This window comes from Tranquillimonas rosea, from assembly GCF_900111315.1.
Classification (GTDB): Bacteria; Pseudomonadota; Alphaproteobacteria; order Rhodobacterales; family Rhodobacteraceae; genus Tranquillimonas; species Tranquillimonas rosea.
The window spans coordinates 68,007-90,285 of sequence record NZ_FOGU01000003.1 but is presented as its reverse complement, the minus strand read 5'-3'; the positions used below and the strand labels follow the sequence as shown (position 1 = coordinate 90,285).

19 protein-coding genes are annotated in these 22,279 nt (G+C 69.8%); 5 read left to right on the top strand and 14 right to left on the bottom strand.

What is annotated here, in order from left to right:
- Positions 1 to 20 precede the first annotated feature (20 nt).
- Positions 21 to 1,007: a 2-hydroxyacid dehydrogenase gene (locus tag BMZ25_RS05540; protein ID WP_092689812.1), complete on the top strand. Its 987-nt coding sequence runs from the start codon at positions 21 to 23 to the stop codon at positions 1,005 to 1,007.
- A gap of 204 nt (positions 1,008 to 1,211) precedes the next feature.
- Here BMZ25_RS05540 and BMZ25_RS05535 read toward each other — a convergent pair whose 3' ends face one another.
- A complete protein-coding gene (locus BMZ25_RS05535) occupies positions 1,212 to 1,841 on the bottom strand; it encodes a Hint domain-containing protein (RefSeq protein WP_092689809.1) in 630 nt (209 codons plus the stop codon).
- Between the two features lie 109 nt (positions 1,842 to 1,950).
- On the bottom strand, positions 1,951 to 4,443 hold the full coding sequence (locus BMZ25_RS05530; RefSeq protein ID WP_092689804.1) for a GcvT family protein: 2,493 nt from the start codon (positions 4,441 to 4,443) through the stop codon (positions 1,951 to 1,953).
- A 218-nt stretch (positions 4,444 to 4,661) separates the two neighbouring features.
- Between BMZ25_RS05530 and BMZ25_RS05525 the strand changes: the two genes are divergently transcribed.
- The 4 genes from BMZ25_RS05525 to BMZ25_RS05510 all read left to right on the top strand — a co-directional run bounded on the left by BMZ25_RS05525 (position 4,662) and on the right by BMZ25_RS05510 (position 7,656).
- Positions 4,662 to 5,312 (top strand): alpha/beta hydrolase family protein, encoded by a 651-nt coding sequence (locus BMZ25_RS05525; RefSeq protein WP_092689798.1) that lies wholly within the window; start codon positions 4,662 to 4,664, stop codon positions 5,310 to 5,312.
- Between the two features lie 75 nt (positions 5,313 to 5,387).
- Positions 5,388 to 6,245: a pantoate--beta-alanine ligase gene (panC, locus tag BMZ25_RS05520; RefSeq protein ID WP_092689793.1), complete on the top strand. Its 858-nt coding sequence runs from the start codon at positions 5,388 to 5,390 to the stop codon at positions 6,243 to 6,245.
- Positions 6,242 to 7,057, top strand: coding sequence for a 3-methyl-2-oxobutanoate hydroxymethyltransferase (gene panB, locus BMZ25_RS05515; RefSeq protein ID WP_092689790.1), 816 nt, complete (start codon positions 6,242 to 6,244; stop codon positions 7,055 to 7,057). The genes panC and panB overlap by 4 nt, the downstream gene beginning before the upstream one ends.
- 71 nt (positions 7,058 to 7,128) lie before the next feature.
- On the top strand, positions 7,129 to 7,656 hold the full coding sequence (locus BMZ25_RS05510) for a hypothetical protein (RefSeq protein ID WP_092689785.1): 528 nt from the start codon (positions 7,129 to 7,131) through the stop codon (positions 7,654 to 7,656).
- Positions 7,657 to 7,705: 49 nt separating this feature from the next.
- Here the strand turns inward: BMZ25_RS05510 and BMZ25_RS05505 are convergent, their stop codons facing one another.
- The 12 genes from BMZ25_RS05505 to xdhA form a co-directional block, all read right to left on the bottom strand.
- Positions 7,706 to 7,930: a CsbD family protein gene (locus tag BMZ25_RS05505; protein ID WP_092689780.1), complete on the bottom strand. Its 225-nt coding sequence runs from the start codon at positions 7,928 to 7,930 to the stop codon at positions 7,706 to 7,708.
- A 191-nt stretch (positions 7,931 to 8,121) separates the two neighbouring features.
- Complete coding sequence (locus BMZ25_RS05500; RefSeq protein ID WP_235859792.1) at positions 8,122 to 8,901, bottom strand: GH25 family lysozyme; 780 nt, start codon at positions 8,899 to 8,901, stop codon at positions 8,122 to 8,124.
- Entirely contained in the window at positions 8,898 to 9,977 is a 1,080-nt protein-coding gene (locus tag BMZ25_RS05495) for an NAD(P)/FAD-dependent oxidoreductase (protein ID WP_092689775.1), read from the bottom strand. Before BMZ25_RS05495 ends, BMZ25_RS05500 begins: the two co-directional genes overlap by 4 nt.
- Positions 9,974 to 10,906, bottom strand: a complete 933-nt coding sequence (locus BMZ25_RS05490) for an aldo/keto reductase (protein ID WP_092689772.1) — start codon at positions 10,904 to 10,906, stop codon at positions 9,974 to 9,976. Before BMZ25_RS05490 ends, BMZ25_RS05495 begins: the two co-directional genes overlap by 4 nt.
- A gap of 185 nt (positions 10,907 to 11,091) precedes the next feature.
- The gene (locus BMZ25_RS05485; RefSeq protein ID WP_092689769.1) at positions 11,092 to 12,165 is read right to left on the bottom strand and encodes a BMP family ABC transporter substrate-binding protein; all 1,074 of its coding nucleotides are present in this window, start codon (positions 12,163 to 12,165) and stop codon (positions 11,092 to 11,094) included.
- Positions 12,166 to 12,233: 68 nt separating this feature from the next.
- Complete coding sequence (locus tag BMZ25_RS05480; protein ID WP_235859791.1) at positions 12,234 to 13,745, bottom strand: tannase/feruloyl esterase family alpha/beta hydrolase; 1,512 nt, start codon at positions 13,743 to 13,745, stop codon at positions 12,234 to 12,236.
- A gap of 30 nt (positions 13,746 to 13,775) precedes the next feature.
- A complete protein-coding gene (locus BMZ25_RS05475) occupies positions 13,776 to 14,708 on the bottom strand; it encodes an ABC transporter permease (protein ID WP_092689764.1) in 933 nt (310 codons plus the stop codon).
- Positions 14,708 to 15,790: an ABC transporter permease gene (locus BMZ25_RS05470; RefSeq protein ID WP_092689760.1), complete on the bottom strand. Its 1,083-nt coding sequence runs from the start codon at positions 15,788 to 15,790 to the stop codon at positions 14,708 to 14,710. Before BMZ25_RS05470 ends, BMZ25_RS05475 begins: the two co-directional genes overlap by 1 nt.
- Positions 15,791 to 15,830: 40 nt before the next feature.
- On the bottom strand, positions 15,831 to 17,363 hold the full coding sequence (locus BMZ25_RS05465; RefSeq protein WP_092689756.1) for an ABC transporter ATP-binding protein: 1,533 nt from the start codon (positions 17,361 to 17,363) through the stop codon (positions 15,831 to 15,833).
- Positions 17,360 to 18,292 (bottom strand): xanthine dehydrogenase accessory protein XdhC, encoded by a 933-nt coding sequence (xdhC, locus tag BMZ25_RS05460; RefSeq protein WP_092689752.1) that lies wholly within the window; start codon positions 18,290 to 18,292, stop codon positions 17,360 to 17,362. Before xdhC ends, BMZ25_RS05465 begins: the two co-directional genes overlap by 4 nt.
- Positions 18,289 to 20,763, bottom strand: coding sequence for a xanthine dehydrogenase molybdopterin binding subunit (gene xdhB, locus BMZ25_RS05455; RefSeq protein ID WP_092689748.1), 2,475 nt, complete (start codon positions 20,761 to 20,763; stop codon positions 18,289 to 18,291). Before xdhB ends, xdhC begins: the two co-directional genes overlap by 4 nt.
- Positions 20,760 to 22,247, bottom strand: a complete 1,488-nt coding sequence (xdhA, locus tag BMZ25_RS05450; RefSeq protein WP_092689746.1) for a xanthine dehydrogenase small subunit — start codon at positions 22,245 to 22,247, stop codon at positions 20,760 to 20,762. The genes xdhB and xdhA overlap by 4 nt, the downstream gene beginning before the upstream one ends.
- Between the last annotated feature and the right edge of the window lie 32 nt (positions 22,248 to 22,279).

Genomic DNA, 22,279 nt, shown 5'->3' with positions numbered 1-22,279 from the left:
AAGCGCGAGGAGGCGGGCAGATGCCGACAGGCAGATTGAGTGTGGTCGTCACGCGACGGTTGCCCGAACGGGTCGAGGCCCGCCTGGCCGAGCTGTTCGACGTTCGGTTCAATCCGGACGACCGGCGGATGCCCAAGTCCGAGCTGGCCGAGGCGATGCGCGGCGCCGACGTTCTGGTCTCCACCATCACCGACACGATCGACGCAGGCCTCCTGGCGCAGGCCGGCGACCGGCTGAAGCTGATCGCGCAGTTCGGCTCGGGCGTCGACAATCTCGACGTCGCCACGGCGCGGCAGCGGGGCATCCTGGTGTCGAACACGCCGGGCGTGGTCACCGACGACACGGCCGACATGACGATGGCGCTGATCCTCGCCGTCACCCGTCGCATCCCCGAGGGGCTCGCGGCGATGCAATCCGCCACGTGGGAGGGCTGGTCCCCCACCGCCTTCCTCGGCGGCCGCATCGCCGGCCGGCGCCTCGGCATCCTCGGCATGGGGCGGATCGGGCAGGCCGTCGCCCGCCGGGCCAGGGCATTCGGGATGCAGGTCCACTACCACAACCGCCGCCGCGTCCGCCCCGAGGTCGAGACCGAGCTCGACGCGACATACTGGGAAAGCCTCGACCAGATGGTCGCGCGGATGGACATCGTCAGCATCAACTGCCCGCACACTCCCGCGACCTTCCATCTGATGAACGCCCGCCGCCTCAAGCTGATGAAGCCCGAGGCAGTGATCGTGAACACTTCCCGCGGCGAAGTCATCGACGAGAACGCGCTCACCCGCGGCCTTCGCGCCGGCGAACTCGCGGGCGCCGGGCTCGACGTCTACGAGCACGGACAGGAGATCAATCCGCGCCTGCGCGAACTGCGCAACGTGGTCCTGCTCCCGCACATGGGATCGGCCACCCGCGAGGGCCGGCTGGAGATGGGCGAGAAAGTGATCATCAACATCAAGACCTTCGCCGACGGCCACCGTCCCCCCGACCAGGTCGTCCCCTCGATGCTCTGACCGCCCCGTCTTCTTCTGCCCGTCAAATATCCCGGGGGAGTCGCCGCCAGGCGACGGGGGCAGCGCCCCCAGCCCCCGTTCGAACCTTCGCACGGTGGATTCAGAGAGCGAGTTGCGTGGGTTCGAGGTCATAGGGGCAGACTGCAACCAACGGCCGGGCAGCGCCCCCAGACCGCGCCGATCGCGCGGCCCCCGCGCCGGCGCTCACTCCATTGCCGCCAGGTACGAAGCCGCCGGCGCGACCGGCACGGGCAGGGCGGGAAAGGCCTGCTCGCTGCGCCTCAGGGCCGGAAACCGGCGGACCAGTTCGAGTCGCGTGCCGGCATCAAACCGGTCCAGAAGGTCGGGGCGGGGGCGGAACGTCTCCACCGGCAGGCCGCTGGCGCAGAGCACCTCGTGCCGGTCGAAGACGAAGTTGTAGAACGTCACTTCCTCGGCCGCGCGGTCGCGCCAGGCCGCATCCGTGCCACCGGCGAGGGCGCCGGCCTCCAGCAGACCGCCATCCGCACCGCCGTCCTCCAGCATCCATCCCGGCAGCAGCACCCGGTGGGCCGGGGCCAGCAGGAACCCGCGAGCAGGCATCATCGGGCCGAGCGCCCGCGCGGCCAGCCGCACCGGCGCCGTGCCGGGATCGGCCTGCATCCGGGCGCGGCCGATGCGGTGCGTCCAGACCAGCCGCACGGGCCTGAGCCCGCCGGTCCGGGTCACGATCAGGTCGCCGGGTCGGACGAACTCGGCGCGGCGCGCGCCGCACGGGGTTTGCAGAAGGGCCTCGCCCGAAACACCGGTCAGGCACCCTTCGTCGGCCGCGCCGACACGCTCCATGAAGCTCATCGCACCGATTCCCTTTCGCACTTTTCGCGATAGGGCCAGCCGTGTGCGGCAACTTTAAGGAAACGACGCGCCGCCAGCGGCAGAATTGGCGGCGCGTGCGAAAAAATATCTAGGAATCCACACGAATTCTCGCGTTCGTCGGATCGTGAGGGCTGTCCTCGACGATCTCGGCCGGCCACAGCTCGCGGAACATCCGGAGTTGCAGGCGCGTGCCCGGCACGGCGAGATCGGGGCGGACATAGCCCATCCCGATGGACTTGCCCGAGACCACGGAATACCCGCCCGAGGTCAGCCGTCCGACCTTCTCGTTGCCGAGATACAGCGCCTCGCGGCCCCACGGGTCGGCGTCCTGCGGGCCGTCGATCAGCACGGTCACGCATTTCATGCGGTGGCCCGTCGCCAGCATCGGCTCCTTGCCGCGGAATTCCTTCTCGAGATCGACGAAGCGGTCGAGCCCGGCCTCGAGCGGCGTTGAATCGCGGCCCAGTTCGGCGCCGAAGGCGCGGTAGGACTTTTCCTGCCGGAGCCAGTTCATCGCGCGCGCGCCCACCAGCTTCATGCCGTGCGACGCGCCGGCCTCCATCAGCCGGTCGAAGAGATAGGTCTGCATTTCCATCGGGTGATGCAATTCCCAGCCCAGCTCGCCGGTATAGGCGACGCGGATCGCGGTGGTGGGGCACATCTTCAGCTCGATGTCCCGCGCCGACAGCCACGGGAAGCGCTTGTTCGACAGGGCGGTCTCGGGGTCGGGATCGCGGATCAGCTCCTTGAGGATGTCCCGCGCGCGCGGCCCGGCCAGCGCGAACACGCCGTACTGCCCGGTTACCTCCTGCAGGAACACCGGGCCGAAGCGGCCCTGCGTGTCCTCGATGGCGCGCTTGAGATAGTCGCGGTCGTAGGTCTCCCACGCGCCGGACGAGACCATGTAGTAGGTGTTCTCGGCCTTGCGGACGATCGTGTACTCGCTGTGCGTCGTGCCGGCTTCGGTCAGCGCATAGGTCAGGTTGATGCGCCCGACCTTCGGCAGCCGGTTGCTGGTGAACCAGTCGAGGAAGGCGGTCGCGCCGGGGCCCGACAGGATGTGCTTGGCGAAGGGCGTGACATCGATCAGCCCGGCGGTCTCGCGCAGTGCCTCGGCCTCGGCCCGCGCGTGTTGCCACCAGCCGCCGCGCCGGAACGAGCGCGCGGCGTGGTCGTCGAAGCCCTGCGGTGCGAAGTAGTTCGGCCGCTCCCAGCCGTTGACGCAGCCGAACTGCGCCCCCTGCGCCGCCATCCGGTCATAGCACGGCGCGGTCTTGAGCGGCCGCGCGGCGGGGCGTTCCTCGTCGGGGTGGTGCAGGACGTAGACGTGGTCGTACGCCTCCTCGTTCTTGCGCGCGGCGTACTCGGTGGTCATCCAATCGCCGAAGCGGCGCGGATCCAGCACGGCCATGTCGATCTCGGCGTCGCCCTCGACCATCCGCTGCGCGAGGTAGTAGCCGGCGCCGCCGGCGGCGGTGATGCCGAAGCTGAATCCCTCGGCCAGCCACATGTTCCGCAGTCCCGGCGCGGGCCCCAGCAGGGGGTTGCCGTCGGGCGTGTAGCAGATCGGGCCGTTGTAATCGTCCTTGAGACCCACGGTCTCGGAGGACGGGATCCGGTGGATGAACTCCATGTACTCCTCCTCGATCCGGTCGAGATCGAGGGGGAAGAGGTCGGCGCGGAAGGTGTCGGGCACCCCGAACTCGAAACAGGCCGGCGCGCCCTTCTCATAGGGGCCGAGGATCCAGCCGCCGCGCTCTTCGCGGACATACCATTTCGCGTCGGCGTCGCGCAGGACGGGATGCTGCGGGTTGCCCGCCTCGCGCCATTCGACCAGCGCGGGGTCGGCTTCGGTCACGACATACTGATGCTCGACCGGGATCGCCGGCATCTTGATGCCCAGCTGTCGGGCTGTCCGCTGGGCGTGGTTGCCCGTCGCGGTGACGACATGCTCGGCGCGGATGTCCACCTTTTCGTCGGTGGGGACGAGGTTGCCGCCCTTTTCGGCCATCTTGGTGCAGCTGACCGTCCAGGCCTCGCCGTCCCAGGCATAGCCGTCGACCTGCCAGCGGCGCTCGATCGTGACGCCGCGCTGCCGGGCGCCCTTGGCCATCGCCATGGTGACGTCGGCGGGGTTGATGTAGCCGTCGGTGGGATGAAGGATCCCGCCCTTCAGGTCATCGCTGCGCACCAGCGGATAGCGCTCGGCGATCTCCTGCGGCGAGAGCCACTCGAAGGGCACGCCGATCGTCTCGGCCGTCGCGGCGTAAAGCATGTACTCGTCCATCCGCTCCTGCGTGCGGGCCATGCGCAGGTTGCCGACGACCGAGAAGCCGGCGTTCAGGCCGGTCTCTTCCTCGAGGGTCTTGTAGAACCTGATCGAGTAGTCGTGGATGTGGGTCGTGGCGTAGCCCATGTTGAAATACGGCAGCAGTCCCGCCGCGTGCCAGGTTGAGCCGCTCGTGAGCTCGTCCCGCTCCAACAGCATCACGTCCGACCAACCGGCCTTGGCAAGGTGGTAGGCGATCGAGGTGCCGACGGCGCCGCCGCCGACCACCAGGGCTTTGACTTCTGTCTTCATGGGTGATGTCCGCGTCTGCAGTTGCTTCGGGCTGGGTCCGGTGTCGCATTGGCTCCGCCCGCGCTGTCAGGCGGAGCCGACGTCCCATCGCTTCAAACCGACGTCGCCGCACCTGACCCGAGGGAAACTTCTGGACTCGGAGGGCTGTGCAGGGTGTCATTCAACCGGCCCGTGTATTTTTGACGGGACGCGAGAACATTTCAGGAAAGGAATTGGCCATGAAATCCCTGTCATTGCTGGAGGCGGCGCAGATGATGCTGCGCGTCTACGACCGCGACCGCGACCCCGAGCTCGAGATCGTCCAGCAGATCGATATCCGCGGCGTCCAGGCCTGCACGTTGAAGGGCGGGATCCTGGTGATCCCTGGCACCAACGAGTTCTCGGACTGGTTCCAGTTCAATTTCGACCTCGGCGGTCGCGACCGGGTCGAGCGGCACGGATTCGCCGTCGCGCACGGGGACAGCGGCGCGCGCTGGCACGGCGGGTTCCTCGAACATGCGCAGATCGTCTATACCTTCGCCAAGCCGCAGCCGCTCAGGTACATCATCGGACATTCGCTGGGCGCGGCGTCCGCGCAGATCGTGGGCGCCTCGCTGAAACTGCCGACGATCGCGCTGGCCAGCCCGCGGACCCTGCGCGGCGACAGGCCTTTTCCGGGTGAGGGATGGGTGGTGAATGTCTGCCGAACCGACGACACGGTCTGCCACGTGCCGCCCGACTTCATGGGGTTCCGCCATCTCGGCAGCGTCTACTGGCTCAGCCCGCCCGAGGTGAATGTCGGCGAGGATCACCGGGTCGACAAGTACATCGCTCTGATGGAGGCGAAGGTCAGCCCGACCCTGCCGCAGGCGTGGCCGCGCGCGGCCTGAGGCGTCTCCTTGCCCCCCGTGGTCTCGCGTCCTAGACATTCGCGGGTGCGGAGCCGCACCGAGGAGGGGGCAGACATGCAGACCGCCGAGACCAAAGCCGACATCCGCGCGGCTGTCGCGGAGTATCGCCGCGCGGGCGAGAGCGTGGCGCTCGTGCCGACCATGGGATATCTGCACGAGGGACACCTGAGCCTGGTCCGCGCCGCCCGCGCCGCCAACGACCGGACCGTCGTGTCGATCTTCGTCAATCCCACGCAGTTCGGCCCGCGCGAGGACCTGGCGACCTATCCGCGCGACATCGAGCGCGATCTCGATCTGTTGCGGCGCGAGGGCGTCGATGCCGTGTTCCTGCCCTCGGTCGACGAGATGTATCACCCCGACCGGCAGACCATCGTCGAGACGACGCGCCTGTCGCGGGTGCTGATGGGCCGCCTGCGGCCCGGCCACTATCGGGGCGTCGCCACGGTGGTGACCAAGCTGTTCAACATCGTCCAGCCCGACGCCGCCTATTTCGGCGAGAAGGACTACCAGCAGCTCTGCGTGATCCGGGCGATGGTCCGCGACCTGGACAGTCCAGTCGCGGTGCACGGCGTGCCGACTGTCCGCGAGGCGGACGGGCTGGCCATGTCCTCGCGCAATGTGCGGCTGTCGGCCGAGGACCGCGCCGCGGCACCGGTACTGAACGCGTCGCTCGACGCGGCGGAACGTATCGCCGCGACGGGCGCGCGCGTCTCCGACATCAAGGCCGCCGTGCGCGGCGAGATCGACAGCGCACCGCGCGCCGGGCTTCAATCCGTTGACATCCGGGACGCGCAGACCCTGGCGCCGGTCCAGGGCGTGCCCTCCGGGCCGCTCGTGGTGCTGCTTGCCGCACGGTTCGGCGACGTTCTCCTGATCGACCAGCGTGTCGTGACCCCGAAAGGAAAGACATGAGCACAGAAAGCCACAAACCCGTCCGCCGCAAGACCGTGCCCCAGATCGCGGCGCGCAAGGGCGGCGAGCCCATCGTCTCGCTGACCTCGTACCATGCGCACACCGCGGCCATCGTGGACAAGTACGCCGACTTCATCCTGGTGGGCGACAGCCTGGGGATGGTGATGCACGGCATGGAGTCGACCGTGGGCGTGCCGCTGGACCTGATGATCATGCACGGCCGCGCCGTGGTGCGCGGCACCAGCAGGTCGCTGATCGTGGTGGACATGCCGTTCGGTACCTACGAGGAAAGCCCGAACGTCGCCTTCCGCAACGCCGCGAAGATCATGAAGGAGACCGGGTGCGGCGCGGTCAAGCTGGAGGGCGGGGCCCGCATGGCCGAGACCATCCGCTTCCTGACCGAGCGCGGCATCCCGGTCATGGCGCATATCGGCCTGACGCCGCAATCGAGCCACGTGATGGGCGGCTTCAAGACCCAGGGCCGCGACGAGGACAGCTGGCCCGCCCACGAGGCAGATGCCCGCGCGGTGGCCGAGGCGGGGGCCTTCGCCGTGGTTCTCGAGGGCATGGTCGAACGTCTCGCCGCCAAGATCTCGAAGCAGATCGCGATTCCGACCATCGGCATCGGTGCCAGCGCCGAGTGCGACGGCCAGATCCTGGTGCTCGAGGACATGCTGGGCCTTAATCCCAAGCCGCCGAAATTCGTGAAGGTCTACGGGCGGCTGGCCGAAGAGATCGAGACCGCGGTCGAAGGCTATGCGCGCGATGTGCGCGACCGGAGTTTCCCCACCGACGACCAGACCTACAGTTGAGGGATGTGCCGGCCCCGACACGGAGACCCGTGGAGGGCGGGTCGGCAGCGTAACGAACCGGAGTGTATCCCATGACCACACGCAGAGTGTTCCTGTTGACCGGCGGTGCCGCGCTCGGCCTGGCGGCCTGCGCACCGATGCCGCGGAGCAATCCGCTGAGCCGCGCCGCGGCCTCGAACCTGACCTTCTCGGGGGTGACGGTGTCGACCTCGGGGGCGGGCTATGAGAACAGCCGCGCGGCGCAGTATTCCAGCCGCCTCGGACCCGATCTGCAGGGGGTGCTGGAGCAGGAATTCAGCAGCCGCATCCAGGGCGGCGGCGGCGCGCGGATGGAGGTCGACGTGGCGCGGCTCAACCTCGCCAACAGCGCGCGCACGGCCTTCGGCGGCGACCAGTCGCGGCTGCAGGGGACCGTGCGTCTCATCGAGAACGGGTCGAACGCCACAATCGCGAGCTACGTCATCGATGTCGTGGCGGGGGCGGCGGCCGAGACCCGGACGGGGGCCCTGTTCGGCGCGGCGGTGAATTCGTCGGACCGCTTCTACCGCCAGTTGCTGACGGCGTTCGCGGACCAGGCGCGCGAGCAGATCGAAGCCTGATCGCCAGGCGCGGCGGCCCGGCCCCCATCGGAGGCCGGGCGCGGCGATGTCAGGCGCGGTGCGTCTGGTCGTTGGCGTCCTCGTCGGCGAGCCAGCTGTCCACATCGGCGCGGACCTGCTCCTTGGTCTCGCCGTAGCGCTCCTGGATGAGGCCTTCGAGCCGCTCGCGGTTGCCCGCGGCCTCTTCGACCTCGTCGTCCGTGAGCTGACCCCAGCGGGCCTGCACGCGGCCTTTCATCTGCTTCCAGTTGCCCTTGACCTGATCCCAGTCCATGGCGGCCTCCTGTTCGTGGTTGCGTTACCGGGAGAACAGGATGGGCCGGGCGGGGGTTCCCGCCGATCACGCGGCGCGCCTGCGGCGCACACGACATCTTGCGTCGCCTCCGGCGCCGCGATCGCGGGGGCGCTGCCCCCGTCCGCCCTGTCGGGCGGACTCCCCCGGGATATTTCGGGGCCGAAGAAAGTTCAGCGGATAGCGCGGCGGGCGAGCCAGATCTGCCAGTCGCGGCGCGAGCCGGCGAAGGCGTTGATGTCGACGGGGCCGGCGACGCCGCGGATGCGGCCGGTGCCGGTATACTGCCAGAAATGCCAGTCGGCGCCCGGATAGGTCTCGGACGGATGGGCGGCGGTGCTGCGCAGCCAGACCTCCTCGCCGAGACGGGCGATGTCGTTGCGCTCCCAGAAATCCGGGGTGGTGTAGATCACAGGGCGCTGGCCGTAGTGGCGCTCGAGGATGTCGAGGAACCTGTCGGCCTGGGCGCGCACCTCGGCCGCGGGCGGGCGGTGGGTGCAGGTGGGCGAGAACGGGTTCCACTCGAGGTCGAGCACGGGCGGCAGGCTGCCCGTCTGTTTCGGGACGTTGGCGATGAACCAGCGGGCCTGCACCTCGGGAGGGGTGCAGAAATAGTAGAAATGGTAGGCGCCGCGGGCCACCCCGGCCCGGGCGGCGGCGGCCCAGTTGCCGGCGAAGGCCTCGTCGACGCGGTCGCCGCCCTCGGTCGCCTTGAGATAGGCGAAGCCGACGCCCGCATCGCGCGCGGCGCGGAAGTCGATCCGGCCCTGGTATCGGGCGGCGTCGATGCCGTGCACGGGGTAGGCGTCGGGGCCGGGACCGCGGAAATCGACGGGGTCGGTGTCAGTGAAGGCGCGGGTCACCGGGGGCATGTCGGGCGAGACCGGCGCGGTGGCCTGGCCGCCGCAGGCGGCGAGCAGGAGAAGCGACGTCGTGGCGAGGGTGCGGATCATGGGGCGAACCTTGCTGGCGAGAGGGCTGCGACGAGGGCGGGGTCGAGGTCGGGGTGCGTGCCGCCGGCGAGATCGGCGAGCAGGCGGCTTGCGGCGGGAGCGGTCTGGAAGCCGTATCCGCCCTGTCCGGCGCACCAGAGGAAGTGTGCGTCGGCGGGATCGGGACCGATGACGAGAACGCGGTCGGGGGCGAAGCTGCGCAGTCCGGCCCAACTGGTCAGGACGCGGGTGACCGGTTCGGCAACCATCTCCTCGTAGCGGGCAAGGCCTTCGGCCAGGACCATCTCGTCGGCCCAGGCGTCGTGCGGATCCACCGGGTCCTCGTCGGCCGGAGAGACCAGCAGCCTGCCGGCGTCGGGCTTGGCGTACCACGTCTCGCCGGCGCCAATCACCATGGGCCAGGACGCGACGTCGTGGCCGCCGGGGGCGGGGAGCTGGGCGATGGAGCGGCGGTGCGGCACGATGCCCTTCGGGGCGATGCCGGCCAGGCGCGCGACGGTATCGGCCCAGGCGCCGGCCGCGTTGACGAGGATGCGGGCCTCGAGCGGGCCCTCCGGCATCTCGAGCCGCCAGCCCGTGCCGGTGCGTACGATCGACGCGGGCGCCGTGCGCAGGCGGATGTCGCCGCCGTTGCCGCGGAGCTCGCGGATGAAGTTCTGCATCTGCAGGTCGGTGTCGAGATCCCATCCGGCCGGGTGGTAGCCGGCAAATGCTACGGTCTCGGGGTTCAGGACGGGGATCATCGTGCGCGCCTCATCAAGACCGATCTCTTCGAGGCCGAGCGTCGCGCGGTCGGCCTCGAAGGCGTCGCGGTCGGCGGCGCGGCCCACCACCATCACGCCGCGCGGCGACAGGACGCCGCCATGCGCTGTCTCGTGATAGGCCTTCGAGGCGCGGTTCAGGGCCACCACGGCGGGGTGTCCGTAGGATTCCTCGAACAGCGCGGCCGAGCGGCCCGAGGCGTGGAAGCCGGTGGCGGCCTCCTGTTCCAGCACGGTGACGTTGCCCAGATGAGACAGGCGGGCGGCGGCCGACAGGCCGGCGATGCCGCCGCCGATCACCGCGAAGTCGATCATGCCTCTTCCAGCCGGTCGGTGGCCGGCGCGGGCGCCGGGCTCAGCGCCGACAGCCGGGCCATCAGGGCATCGTCCAGCTCGAAATCGAGCGCCGCAAGCGAGGGAAGCAATTGCGCCACCGTGCGGGCGGAGACGATCGGCATCGTCACGGCGGGATGGCGCGCGACCCAGGCCACGGCGAGGGTGGCGGGGTCGGTGCCGACCTCGGTCGCGAGGGTGACGAGATCGGAGGCCGCGGCGTGCATCCAGTCGGGCGCGTAGCGGGCGCTGTACCGCTCGTCCTCGGTCAGCCGGCCGGTGCCGCCGGCGGCGTACTTGCCGCTGAGAAGCCCGCCGCCCAGGGGCGAATAGGTCGCGACGGCGATGTCCTCGTCCAGCGCCATCGGCAGAATCTCGGTCTCGGCCTGGCGTTTCACGAGGTTGTACATCGGCTGCACGATGTCGATGCGCGTGCCGCAAGCGGCGGCGACGGCCTGGGCGCGCATCACCTGCCAGGCGGCATAGTTCGACACGCCCACATGGCGGATCAGACCGTCCGATTGCAGGCGGGCGAGGGTCTCGAACGTCTCTTGTGGGGGCGTGTCGGGGTCGAAGCGGTGCAGGTAGAGGATGTCGACGCTGTCGAGGCCGAGACGACGCCGGCTCTCGTCGAAGCCGGCCAGGATTTCGGACCGGGTCTGCGGCCGCGAAAAGGGGGCCTTGGTGGCGATGACGAGGCGGTCCCGCTCGCGCGCGGCGAACCGGCCGAGATAGGTCTCGGACGTGCCGTCGGTATAGGAGTGGGCGGTGTCGAAGGCGTTGACGCCCCGGTTGCGGCAGGCGTCGTAGAGCGCCCGCGACGTGCCTTCGTCGGCCCCGCCGCCGAATTGCATGGCCCCGAAGCAGAATGGAGAGACCGGAGTGCCGTCCGGCGCCGTGATCTTGGTCATGGGCCGAAGAGTGTCACGGCTTCGGTGTCATGGGAAGCGGGCCGGGACGGCGGGCGAGGGCGAGCGCCCGCTCGCGTGCATGATGGCGCCCATGCGTGGCCGGAAGGTGACACGGGAGGCGCGCGAAAAAAGGCCCGCCCGGTGACGGGCGGGCCCTGGTCGCGTGGCGCCTGGAACGCGCCGGATCAGTTCGGGATGTCGCCGGTCATGCCCTCGACGTAGAAATCCATGCCCAGCAGGGTCTCGTCGTCGGCGACCTCGCCCTCGGCCAGCCATGCGCTGCCGTCCTGCTTGTTGATCGGGCCGGTGAAGGGGTGGTACTCGCCCGAGCCGATGCGGTCGCGCAGGTCGGCGGCCTCCTGGCGGACATCTTCGGGGACCGCGTCGGTGATCTCACCGATCTCGACGGTGCCGTCGCCGATGCCCTGCCAGACCGAGTGGCTTTCCCAGGTGCCGTCGATCACCGCCTGCACGCGGTCGATGTAGTAGGGCGACCAGTTGTCGATGATCGAGGCGACGCGCGGGCTGGGCTTGTACTCGGCCATGTCGGACGCCTGGCCGAAGCCGATCACGTCGCCGGCCTGCTCGGCCGCGGCGAGGGGCGCGGTGGAATCGGTGTGCTGCAGGATCACGTCGGCGCCCTGTTCGATCAGCGCCTGGGCGGCGTCTGCCTCTTTCGCGGGGTCGAACCAAGTGTAGGCCCAGACCACGTTGAATTCGACATCGGGGTTCACCTTGCGGGCGTGGAGGAAGGCCGAGTTGATGCCGCGGATCACTTCGGGGATCGGGAACGAACCGATATAGCCGACCTTGTTGGATTCGGTCATCGATCCGGCGATGTGGCCCAGCACGGCGCGGCCCTGATAGAAGCGCGCGTTGTAGGTGGCGACGTTCTCGGCCGTCTTGTAGCCGGTGGCATGCTCGAACTTCACGTCGGGGAACTTCTCGGCGACGTTGATGGTCGCGTCCATGAAGCCGAACGACGTGGTGAAGATCAGGTCGGCCCCGCCAAGCGCCATCTGCGTGATCGCGCGTTCGGCGTCGGCGCCCTCGGGCACGCTTTCGCGGTAGACCGTCTCGACCTGGTCGCCGAAATGCTCTTCGACGGCCTGACGGGCCTGGTCGTGTTCGTAGGTCCAGCCGCCGTCGCCGATCGGCCCGACATAGATGAACCCGACCTTCACCGGGTCGTCCTGCGCCCCGGCCTGCGTCGCCGCCAGCAGCGCGGCCGCGGCGGCCATCGTCTTGATTAGCTTCATGTTTCGATCCCTTCGCTTTCTTCTCTTTCGGAAGTCTCACGGCGGCAGATGGGCCGTCGTCCTGTTGGTCAGTCCGTTTCGCAGCTCCAGCCGCCGGCTTCGCGCCAGTCGCCCTCGCCGTCGAAGACGGGGCGGGCCGGGTAGGCGCAGACGGGGCGCTGCCACTGGCTCTCGCCCTCCGTGGTCTTTTCCGTCATCAGCCGCTCGGGGGCGTCGCCGTCCTCGACCCAGCGTTCCATCGCGCCGAGCGGGTCGAAGCCGGTCTGACCGATGCCGGGGCCGCTGCCCTGGATGCCGCAATGATCCATGCCGGGAATCATGAAGAGCCGGCCGGACTCGCTGCCGCTCGCCTGGGTCATGCGGTCCCAGTAGTCGATCGTCTTGCCGGGAAAGACGATGGCGTCGGCCCAGCCGTGATACATCAGCAGCTTGCCGCCCGCGTCGTAGAAGGGCGTGATATCCGGATCGTCGGAATTGTAGAGTTCCGCTTGCGGCTGCATGCGCTGCGGATCGGCGGAAAAGTCGAAATCGGTGCCGTCGAAGTCGCTGGCCGGGTCGTCGGGGAAGGCCATGTAGCGCAGGAAGTCGCGGTTGAAGGCGGGCACGATCTTGCCGCCGCCGCCCTCCAAGCCCGTCAGCCAGAGCTGCCAGAACGGCTCGGACCCTTCGGGCACCGCGGCGGGGTAGAGCGTCTCGTCGCCGCTTTCGGCGGGGCGGTACCATTTCTGCAGGACCGTGATCTTTTCGTCCGAGAGGGTGTCGGACAGGCTGGCCGGGTCGAAGTCGCAGGATTGCGGGTCCGAGATCAGGCCGTCCTCGACCCCGTCATCGCCGTCACAGGCGTCGTAGACGGCGTCCTGCACGGTCGCGACGTCCTCGGGTTGCAGGATCTGCTGGCCGTCGGCATCGGTGTTGGCCTGCACGATCCAGGAGAACGCGGTGCCGACGAGGCCGGGGTAATCCAGCGCGGGGGCGCCCGAGATGATGCCGTCAAAGGCCTCGGGGGTGCGCAGCGCGGCCATGTTGGCCTGCCGGCCGCCGGTGGAGCAGCCCTGGAAGTAGGAGTATTCCGGGGGCCCCGCGTAGAAACGCTCGGTCACCGCCTTGCCGACGCGCGTGGTCTCTTCGACCGCGCGGTGGGCCCAGTCGACCTCGGCCACAGGGTTCGCCTTGGCCCAGCGGCCGTCGGCGGACGAGTTGCCCCAATGCCCGCCATCCATGGTGGCGGCGGCATAGCCCCGGCGCAGGGCGTGGTTGATCGCGTTGAACGTGTCCTCGGAATCGCTGGCGAGCGTGCCGCAGAAGCCGCCGCAGCCCGCCATGTAGAACTTGCCGTTCCACTCATCGAGCGGCAGGCGGACCTCGAAATTGATCGCCGGGCGGACGTAGCCGCGCACCTGGCAGAAGGCGGGCAGGTCGCCCTCGGGCGTGACCTCCTGCGCCGACAGCATGTTGGTCGCCTCGAGGTCCATCGCGGCCAGCGCCGCGCAGTCTCCGTCCGCAGGGTCGTCCTTTGCGAAGGCCGCGCCCGGCGCCGCAAGGGCGAGGGCCGCGATCGTTCCGTGCCAGCGTGTCGTCATCTTCATCCTCCCTGAAATCTCGGCCGGGCCTCAGCGGTTTGCGTGGAACACCCGCCCCAGCGAGGCCGGCGCACCGAGGCGGGCGCCGAACCGGTCCGACGAGATGATGACGAGCACGAGAATGGTGATCAAGTACGGCGACATCGACAGGATCTCGACCGGAACCGCCGCGCCCGCGGCCTGCAGGTTCAGCTGCAGGACCGTGACGCCGCCGAAGAGATAGGCGCCCACCAGTACCCGCCAGGGCCGCCAGCTTGCGAACACGACGAGCGCCAGCGCGATCCAGCCCGCCCCGGCGGTCATGCCCTCGGTCCATTGCGGCACGCGGATCAGGCTCAGATACGCGCCGCCCAGGCCCGCGCAGGCCCCGCCGAAGGCGATGGCGAGGAGGCGGATCGTCACGACGCGATAGCCCAGGGCGTGCGCGGCGTCGTGGCTCTCGCCCACCGCGCGCAGGATCAGGCCGGCACGGGTATAGCGCAGGAAGGCCCAGACGCCGGCCACGAGCAGCAGGCTGGCATAGACGACAAGGTCATGGCCGAAGACGATGCGCCCGACGACGGGCAGATCGCTCAGGGGGCCGAAATCCATTTTGGGCGTCGCCGGCGGGCGCACGCCGACATAGCCCTGTCCCAGCAGCGCTGACAGGCCCAGCCCGAACAGCGTCAGTGCAAGGCCGGTGGCCACGTGGTTCGAGAGCAGGAACTGCGTCAGCACGCCGAACACCATCGCCAGCAGGGCGCCACCGGCCATCGCCGCGAGAAAGCCGATCGTGGGCGAGCCGGTCTCGACCGCGATGGCGAAGCCGCAGATCGCGCCGGTGATCATCATGCCCTCGACGCCGAGGTTGAGCACGCCCGAGCGCTCGACCACCAGTTCGCCGACCGCGGCCAGCAGGATCGGGGTCGCCGCCACCATCAGCGAGGCGACGAGGATCACGGGATTGATCGCGGAAAGGTCCATCAGGCCACCTGTGCCCGGCCGAAGCGCAGCCGGTAGTTCGTGAGCATGTCCACCGCCAGCAGGAAGAACAGCAGCATCCCCTGGAACGCCTGGATCGCCGCCGCGGGCAGGCCCAGCTGGGACTGCGCCGCTTCGCCGCCGATATAGGTCAGCGCCATCAGCAGCCCCGCAAGGAGGATGCCGACGGGATGCAGTCGGCCGAGAAAGGCGACGATGATCGCGGTAAATCCGTAGCCGACGTTGAAATCGATGCTGATCTGCCCGGCCGGCCCGGCGACCTCGAACAGTCCCGCCAGCCCGGCGAGCGCCCCGGAGGTGCCGAGGCAGAAGATCGTTAGCAGGTTCGGGTTCACCCCGGCGAACCGCGCCGCGCGCGGGGCCTGCCCGGTCAGCCGGATATGGTAGCCGGTCAAGTGGCGGTTCAGCAGGACATAAGCGGCAATCACCGCGATGAAGGCCGCGACGACGCCCCAGTGCATGCCGCTGCCCGCGATCAGCTCATTGTTTGCGGCCGCATCATACTGGCTCAGGTTGCGGCTGCCGGGAAATCCCTGTCCCTCCGGGTTCTTCAGGGGGCCGAGCGCCATGTAGGCCAGCAGTTGCTCGGCCACGTAGACCAGAAGCAGCGACACGAGGATCTCGTTGGTGCGGAACTTTACCTTCAGGAGCGCCGGGATCATCGCCCACAGGAAGCCGCCAAAGGCTCCCGCCACCACCATCAGCGGGAACACGATCCACGAGTCGAGCGGATAGAAGGCCAGCCCGACCGCGCCCCCGGTGATCGCGCCCAGGATGTACTGCCCCTCGGCGCCGATGTTCCAGATCCCGGCGCGGAAGCCCAGGCTCAGGCCGATCGCGATCAGGATCAGCGGCGCGGCCTTCACCAGAAGCTGTCCGCGGTAGTAGAACGCGAACTCGCCGAAGAGCGGATCCCAGAAGATCGTGCGGATCGCGAGGACCGGGTCCTTGCCGAGCGCAGCGAACATCAATCCGCCGGCCACCATCGTCGCCAGCACCGCCAGAGGCGGTGTCAGGACGGTCCACAGCCGCGACGGCGCGGGTCGTCTGACCAGCGCGATCATCGCGACACTCCCGTGACGTCTGCCGTAATACCGAAACTCCTCATTCCGCTGCCCGTGCCGCGGTGTCCAAGTCGTGCGCGCCGCCCATCATCAGGCCGATCTCCTCGATCCCCAGCCCTTTGGCGGGGCGGGGCGCGGCGAGCCGTCCCTCGTTCAGCGCAGCGAAGCGGTCGGAGATCTCCATCAGCTCGTCGAGATCCTGGCTGATCACCACCACCGCGGTGCCGTTCGCCGCAAGGTCCAGCAGCGCCTGCCGGATCGCCGCGGCGGCCGAGGCATCGACGCCCCAGGTCGGCTGGTTCACCACCAGGACCTCGGGCCGTTGCAGGATCTCGCGCCCGATGACGAATTTCTGCAGGTTGCCGCCCGACAGCGACCGCGCCGCCTGTCCGGGGCCGGGGGTGCGCACGTCGAACCGCTCGATCACCTGCTCGGCAAAGCCGCGCGCCTTGCCCCAGTCGAGGAAACCGTGCCGCGTCAGACCCTCGCGCACCGTTCCCGTCAACACCGCGTTCTCGGTCAGCGACATGTCCGGCGCCGCCGCATGGCCCAGCCGTTCCTCCGGCGCGGCCAGCAGCCCCAGCGCGCGCCGTGCGGTCGGGCCCATCTGGCCCACCGGCCGCCCCTTCAGCGTCACCGCTTCGGCGGCGACGCGGGCCTCGCCCGACAAGGCCGCCAGCAGCTCGTCCTGGCCGTTCCCGGCGACCCCGCCGATGCCCAGCACCTCGCCCGCGCGCAGCTCGAAGTCGATGTCCTTCAGCGCCGTGCCGAACGGGTTGGCTGACCGCATCGACAGGTCGTGGATCCTCAGGACGACCTCGCCACCCTCCTGCGGTTCGCGGCTCGGGGTGTGCAGTGTCGCGCCCACCATCAGCTCGGCCAGCTCGCGCGCGGATTTTTCCGACGGCGTGCAGGTCGCCACCACCTGTCCCTGCCGGAGGATCGTCGCGCTGTCGCAGAGCGCGCGGATCTCTTCCAGCTTGTGACTGATATACAGGATCGCCGTGCCCTCGGCGGCCAGCTTGCGCAGGGTCGAGAACAGGATCTCGACCTCCTGCGGCGTCAGCACGCTGGTGGGTTCGTCCATGATCAGCAGCTGCGGATCCTGCAACAGGCAGCGCACGATCTCGACCCGCTGCCGCTCGCCCGCCGACAATTCGCCGACAAGGCGCGTGGGGTCCAGTGGCAGCCCGTAGGCCTCGCTGACCTCGCGGATGCGCCGGGCGAGCTGGCGCTGCGAGGGCGGCGTCTCCATCCCCAGCGCCACGTTCTCGGCCACGTCCAGAGCGTCGAACAGCGAGAAGTGCTGGAACACCATCGCCACTCCGGACGACCGCGCCTCGTGCGGGCTGGTCGGGGCGAAGTCGCGGCCGTGCAGCTGCATCCGGCCCTTGTCCGGCGCGACGAGGCCGTAGATCATCTTGACCAGCGTCGATTTGCCGGCGCCGTTCTCGCCCAGCAGCGCATGGATCCTTCCCGCCGGAACCGCGAACGACACGTCGTCATTCGCCACGACCCCCGGAAAGGCCTTCGTCAGCCCCTCGATCCGGAGGAGATCCGCCGCGCCGCTCATGCCGTGTCCCTGATCTCTGCCGTCCCCATCGGCGCCGACAGTATTTCGGCGGCGACGCCGACAGCAATGGCTTGCGGGTGCTTCCCCAGCGTCTTTTGCCCGATCGGGCAGCGGATGCGCGATATTTGTGCGTCGGCGTGGCCCAAATCCCTCAGCCGGGACCGGAATCGCGCCCGCTTCGTGTCGGATCCGATCAGGCCCGCGCGGGCGAACCCGCGGGTCAGCAGCGCATCGCACAGCGCCAGGTCGAGCGCGTGGGAATAGGTCAGGATCAGATGCTCGGCGGTGACGGGCGCATGGGCGGCCGCCACGGTCGGCTCGGCGGCGACCAGCCGCGTGACCGGGGCGGGGATCGTGTCGGGAAACCGCTCCGGCGCGGTGTCGACCCAGGTGATCGCCAGGTCGGGCAGGGGCGCCAGCACCTCGACCAGCGCGCGGCCCACATGCCCCGCCCCCCAGATCCACAAGGGCCGGGTGGCCTGCGTCACCGGCTCCACCATCCATCCCTCGACCAGCGCCGGCCCCGGCGGCGCTGCGCCGGACCGCATGTCCGCGACCAGGCGCCGGACGGCGAGCGGCATCGCACCGCCCTCGGTCCGCGCGGGCCGCACCACGAGATCGCCCTCGATCCCGCCAAGGTCCGCGGCGGTCCAGTACTCGGTCAGAAGCGTCACCGCCCCGCCGCAGCATTGCCCCAGGCCCGGCCCCAGCGGCACACGGCGGAGGCCGCGCTCTCCGGCCCGCGCCCGCGCGGCGGCGTCATGCTCCAGCGCGCCGCCGCCGATCGTGCCCGCCTGTCCGTCCGGCCAGACCAGCATCGCGGCGCCGACCTCGCGCGGCACCGACCCGGAGGTCTCCGCGACCACGACACGCGCGACCTCCCTGCGCTCCGAGAGCGCCTGTTCGAGCCCGGCGCGGTCGAAGCTCATGCCGCCCGGACCCGCTGGATCGCCGCCAGCACCCGCTCGGGCGTGGCCGGCGCGTCCAGCGCGGGATAGCCCGGGCCGCAGGCCGCGATCGCGTCCGAGAGCGCCAGGAACGACGAGATGCCCAGCATGAAGGGCGGCTCTCCCACCGCCTTCGAGCGATAGATCGTGTCGGCGAAGTTCTCCCCGTCCCAGAGCGTGACGGTGAACAGGTCCGGCCGGTCCGAGCAGGCGGGGATCTTGTAGGTCGAGGGCGCATGGGTCCGCAGCCTCCCCTCGGCGTCCCAGACCAGCTCCTCGGTGGTCAGCCAGCCGGTGCCCTGGATGTAGCCGCCCTCGATCTGGCCGATGTCGATCGCCGGGTTCAGCGACGCGCCCGCGTCGTGCAGGATGTCGGTACGCAGCAGTCGGTATTCCCCGGTCAGGGTGTCGACCACCGCCTCGGTCACCGCGGCGCCGTAGGCGAAATAGAAGAACGGCCGCCCCTCGCCGCGAATCCTGTCCCAGACGATGTCGGGCGTCCGGTAATAGCCCGTGGCCGACAGGCTGACCCGCCCCAGATAAGCCAGCCGCACCGCCTCGGCGAAGTCGTAGCGCTCGGCGCCCGTGATCACCGCGCCGTCCTCGAACCGCACCGTGGCGGCGTCGACACCGTCCTTCTCGGCGAGGAACGCGGCGATCCGGTCGCGGATCGTGTCGCAGGCCGCCTTCACGGCCATGCCGTTCAGGTCCGACCCCGAAGACGCGGCGGTGGCCGAGGTGTTGGGCACCTTGCCGGTATCGGTCGCCGTGATCCTTACCCGGTCCACGTCCAGGCCGAACCGGCTCGCCGCGACCTGGCTCACCTTGCGGAACAGGCCCTGGCCCATCTCGGTGCCGCCGTGGTTCATCTGGATCGAGCCGTCCTGGTAGACATGCACCAGCGCCCCGGCCTGGTTCAGGTGGGTCAGCGTGAAGCTGATGCCGAACTTCACCGGCGTCAGCGCCAGCCCCTTCTTCAGGATCGGCGACTGCGCGTTCCAGGCCTCGATCCCGGCCCGCCGGGCGGTATAGTCGGCGCTCTGGCACAGCCGGTCGGTCATCTCGTGCAGGATGAAATCGGTCACCGGCATGTGGTACGGCGTGGTCTGCTCCCCCGACGCCGCGACACGACCGGCGGCGGGCTCGACGACCTCTCCCAAGGCGCCGCGCGACGCGATGTCGTCCGGCAGCGCGTCATGGACCTTCTTCTGTCCCGAAATATCCCGGGGGAGCGGCGCCGCAGGCGTCGCGGGGGCAGCGCCCCCCTCCGCGCTTTGGGCCGCCGCGCGATAATAGTTCAGGCGCCGCACCTCCACCGGGTCCAGGGACAGCGCATGGGCGATCTCGTCGATCACCCGTTCCATCGGAATCATGCCCTGAGGTCCACCGAAGCCGCGGAAGGCGGTCGCCGACTGGGTGTGGGTCTTCAGCCGGTGGCTCTCGATCCGCACGTCGACGAGGTGATAGGCGTTTTCGGCATGCAGCATCGCCCGGTCGGCCACCGGCAGCGACAGGTCCTGGCTCCAGCCGCAGCGGCAGTACTGGACGAACTCCAGCCCCAGGATGCGGCCGTCGTCGTCGTGGCCGGCGCGGTAGGTGATGCGAAAGTCGTGCCGCTTGCCGGTGATGACGAAATCGTCGTCCCGGTCATAGCGCATCTTGCAGGGCCTGCCGGTTCGCGCAGCCGCCACGGCGCAGGCCACGGCCAGCGCGTTGCCCTGGCTCTCCTTGCCGCCGAAGGCGCCGCCCATGCGGCGGACCTCGGCGCGGACGGCGTGCATCGGCAGTCCCAGCGCCTCGGCCACCTTGTGCTGGATCTCGGTAGGGTGCTGGGACGAGCACTGGACGACCATGTCGCCGTCCTCCTGCGGCAATGCCAGCGCGGCCTGCCCCTCGAGGTAGAAGTGCTCCTGCCCGCCGATCTCCATCGAGCCCTCGACCCGGCGCGGAGCGGCGGCGATTGCACCGTCGGCGTCGCCCTTGGCATAGACGCGCGGCCCCTCCTCGAACCGCGAGTCCGCGGCGAGCGCGTCGTCGATGGTCAGGATCGGCGTCTGTGCGTCGTAGTCGATACGCGCCAGCCGCACCGCCTTGCGCGCGGCCAGGTGGCTGTCGGCGACCACGGCAAAGACCGGCTGGCCGAAATAGAACACCTCGCCATCGGCCAGGAGCGGCTCGTCATGGGCCGAGGGCGAGACGTCGTTGGCGAAGGGCAGGTCGCCGGCGGTGATCACGTCGCGCACGCCCGGCGCGGACCGCACTGCCGACAGGTCCATCGCGGTGATCGTGCCGCGGGCGATCTCCGACAGGCCGAACGCCATGTGCAGGCAGCCCGCCGGCACGGGGATGTCGTCGACGTAGCGGGCGGCGCCGGTGACGTGCAGGGTCGCCGCGTCGTGGGGCAGGGGGCTGCGCACCGCGCGGGCGGTGCGGTCGGGGCGCTCGTCCTTCATGGGGTCACCTCCAGCACGCGGGTCTGGCCGCCGAGATCCTCCAGCAGCGCGCGCATCAGCATACCGCGCGCCGCCTTGAGCCGGTACGCCGACGAGGCGCGCATGTCCGACATCGGCGCGAAATCCTCGGCCCAGGCGTCCCAGGTCGCCGCGACGGCGTCGGCGTCCCAGGCCCGGCCGGTCAGCGCGGCCTCGACGTGGCGGGCGCGTTTCGGCGTGCCGGCCATGCCGCCGAAGGCGATGCGGGCCTCCGCCACGCGGCCCTCGGACAGTGTGATCCGGAAGGCACCGCAGACCGCCGAGATGTCCTGATCGAACCGCTTGGACAGCTTGTAGCAGCGCAGGCGGTCCTCCTGCCGCGGCAGGCTCACCGCCTCGACGAATTCGCCCGGCGCGCGGTCCTGCTTGCCGTAATCGATGAAGAAGTCCTCCAGCGGGATGTCGCGCCGCGCATCGCCGCGCCGCAGATGCAGCGTGGCGTCCAGCGCGATCAGGCAGGGCGGGCCGTCGCCGATGGGAGAGCCGTTGGCGATGTTGCCGCCGATTGTAGCCGCGGCGCGCACCTGTTCTGAGCCGTAGCGTCGGATCAACTCGGCGAAGTCGGGATGCAGCACGGCCATCGCGTCGCGGACCCGGTCCATCGTGACGCCCGCGCCGATCCGGACGGTGTTGTCGTCGATGTCGATCCGCTGCAGGTCCGCGATCCCGTTGAGGAAGGCCACGTCGCCCAGGTCCTGCAGCCCCTTCGTGACCCAGAGCCCGACATCCGTCGCCCCGGCCACGAGCGTGGCGTCGGGGTGGTCGAGATACCACTCCGCCAGTGCGTCGACGCTGTCGGGCCGGACCCAGGCCTCCGCCCGCGTGCCGCCACCGGCCCGGCTGGCGCCGGTGGCCCCCTCGGGGGCGCGGCGGCCCCAGGCGCCCGGCACGTCCGCATAGTCGGGGTCTCCGACCGAGTCGCCGCCGCCGCCTTCGGCCTTGGCCTCGGCGCCCGGCGGAATGTCGGCCCGCATCCAGTCCGGCACCGGATGTTTGGCGGCGGCGTCGGCCGCCCGGACGATGGGGGCATACCCTGTGCACCGGCACAGGTTGCCGGCGAGCTGGTCGTCGAAATCGCGCCGCCCGTTCAGATGTGCCGTCGCCATCGAGACGATGAAACCCGGCGTGCAGAAGCCGCATTGCGATCCGTGGTGGTCGACCATGGCGCTCTGGACGGGATGCAGGGCGCCGCCCGGTCCGGCGATGCCCTCGACCGTGCGCACCGCCTTGCCGTCCAGCTGGGGCAGGAACAAGATGCAGGCGTTGAGCGCGCGGGCGCCGTGCTCGTCGGTGACCATCACCGTGCAGGCGCCGCAATCGCCCTCGTTGCAGCCCTCCTTCGTGCCGGTCAGGCCCCGGTCCTCGCGCAGCCAGTCGAGCAGGGTTCGTGTCGCCGGAGCGCTCTCCAGCGTGACGTTCTCTCCGTTGAGACGAAACGTGATCATCGGAATGTCCGCCGCGGTCTTTGCACCGAAGG

Coding starts and splice junctions, on each gene's coding strand:
- BMZ25_RS05530 (WP_092689804.1), bottom strand. CDS start 4,443: ATGAAGACAGAAGTCAAAGCCCTGGTGGTCGGCGGCGGCGCCGTCGGC.
- BMZ25_RS05485 (WP_092689769.1), bottom strand. CDS start 12,165: ATGAAGCTAATCAAGACGATGGCCGCCGCGGCCGCGCTGCTGGCGGCG.
- BMZ25_RS05490 (WP_092689772.1), bottom strand. CDS start 10,906: ATGACCAAGATCACGGCGCCGGACGGCACTCCGGTCTCTCCATTCTGC.
- BMZ25_RS05535 (WP_092689809.1), bottom strand. CDS start 1,841: ATGAGCTTCATGGAGCGTGTCGGCGCGGCCGACGAAGGGTGCCTGACC.
- BMZ25_RS05510 (WP_092689785.1), top strand. CDS start 7,129: ATGACCACACGCAGAGTGTTCCTGTTGACCGGCGGTGCCGCGCTCGGC.
- panC (WP_092689793.1), top strand. CDS start 5,388: ATGCAGACCGCCGAGACCAAAGCCGACATCCGCGCGGCTGTCGCGGAG.
- BMZ25_RS05505 (WP_092689780.1), bottom strand. CDS start 7,930: ATGGACTGGGATCAGGTCAAGGGCAACTGGAAGCAGATGAAAGGCCGC.
- BMZ25_RS05525 (WP_092689798.1), top strand. CDS start 4,662: ATGAAATCCCTGTCATTGCTGGAGGCGGCGCAGATGATGCTGCGCGTC.
- BMZ25_RS05475 (WP_092689764.1), bottom strand. CDS start 14,708: ATGGACCTTTCCGCGATCAATCCCGTGATCCTCGTCGCCTCGCTGATG.
- BMZ25_RS05465 (WP_092689756.1), bottom strand. CDS start 17,363: ATGAGCGGCGCGGCGGATCTCCTCCGGATCGAGGGGCTGACGAAGGCC.
- BMZ25_RS05495 (WP_092689775.1), bottom strand. CDS start 9,977: ATGATCGACTTCGCGGTGATCGGCGGCGGCATCGCCGGCCTGTCGGCC.
- panB (WP_092689790.1), top strand. CDS start 6,242: ATGAGCACAGAAAGCCACAAACCCGTCCGCCGCAAGACCGTGCCCCAG.
- xdhC (WP_092689752.1), bottom strand. CDS start 18,292: ATGAGCTTCGACCGCGCCGGGCTCGAACAGGCGCTCTCGGAGCGCAGG.
- xdhB (WP_092689748.1), bottom strand. CDS start 20,763: ATGAAGGACGAGCGCCCCGACCGCACCGCCCGCGCGGTGCGCAGCCCC.
- BMZ25_RS05540 (WP_092689812.1), top strand. CDS start 21: ATGCCGACAGGCAGATTGAGTGTGGTCGTCACGCGACGGTTGCCCGAA.
- BMZ25_RS05480 (WP_235859791.1), bottom strand. CDS start 13,745: ATGACGACACGCTGGCACGGAACGATCGCGGCCCTCGCCCTTGCGGCG.
- xdhA (WP_092689746.1), bottom strand. CDS start 22,247: ATGATCACGTTTCGTCTCAACGGAGAGAACGTCACGCTGGAGAGCGCT.
- BMZ25_RS05470 (WP_092689760.1), bottom strand. CDS start 15,790: ATGATCGCGCTGGTCAGACGACCCGCGCCGTCGCGGCTGTGGACCGTC.
- BMZ25_RS05500 (WP_235859792.1), bottom strand. CDS start 8,901: ATGATCCGCACCCTCGCCACGACGTCGCTTCTCCTGCTCGCCGCCTGC.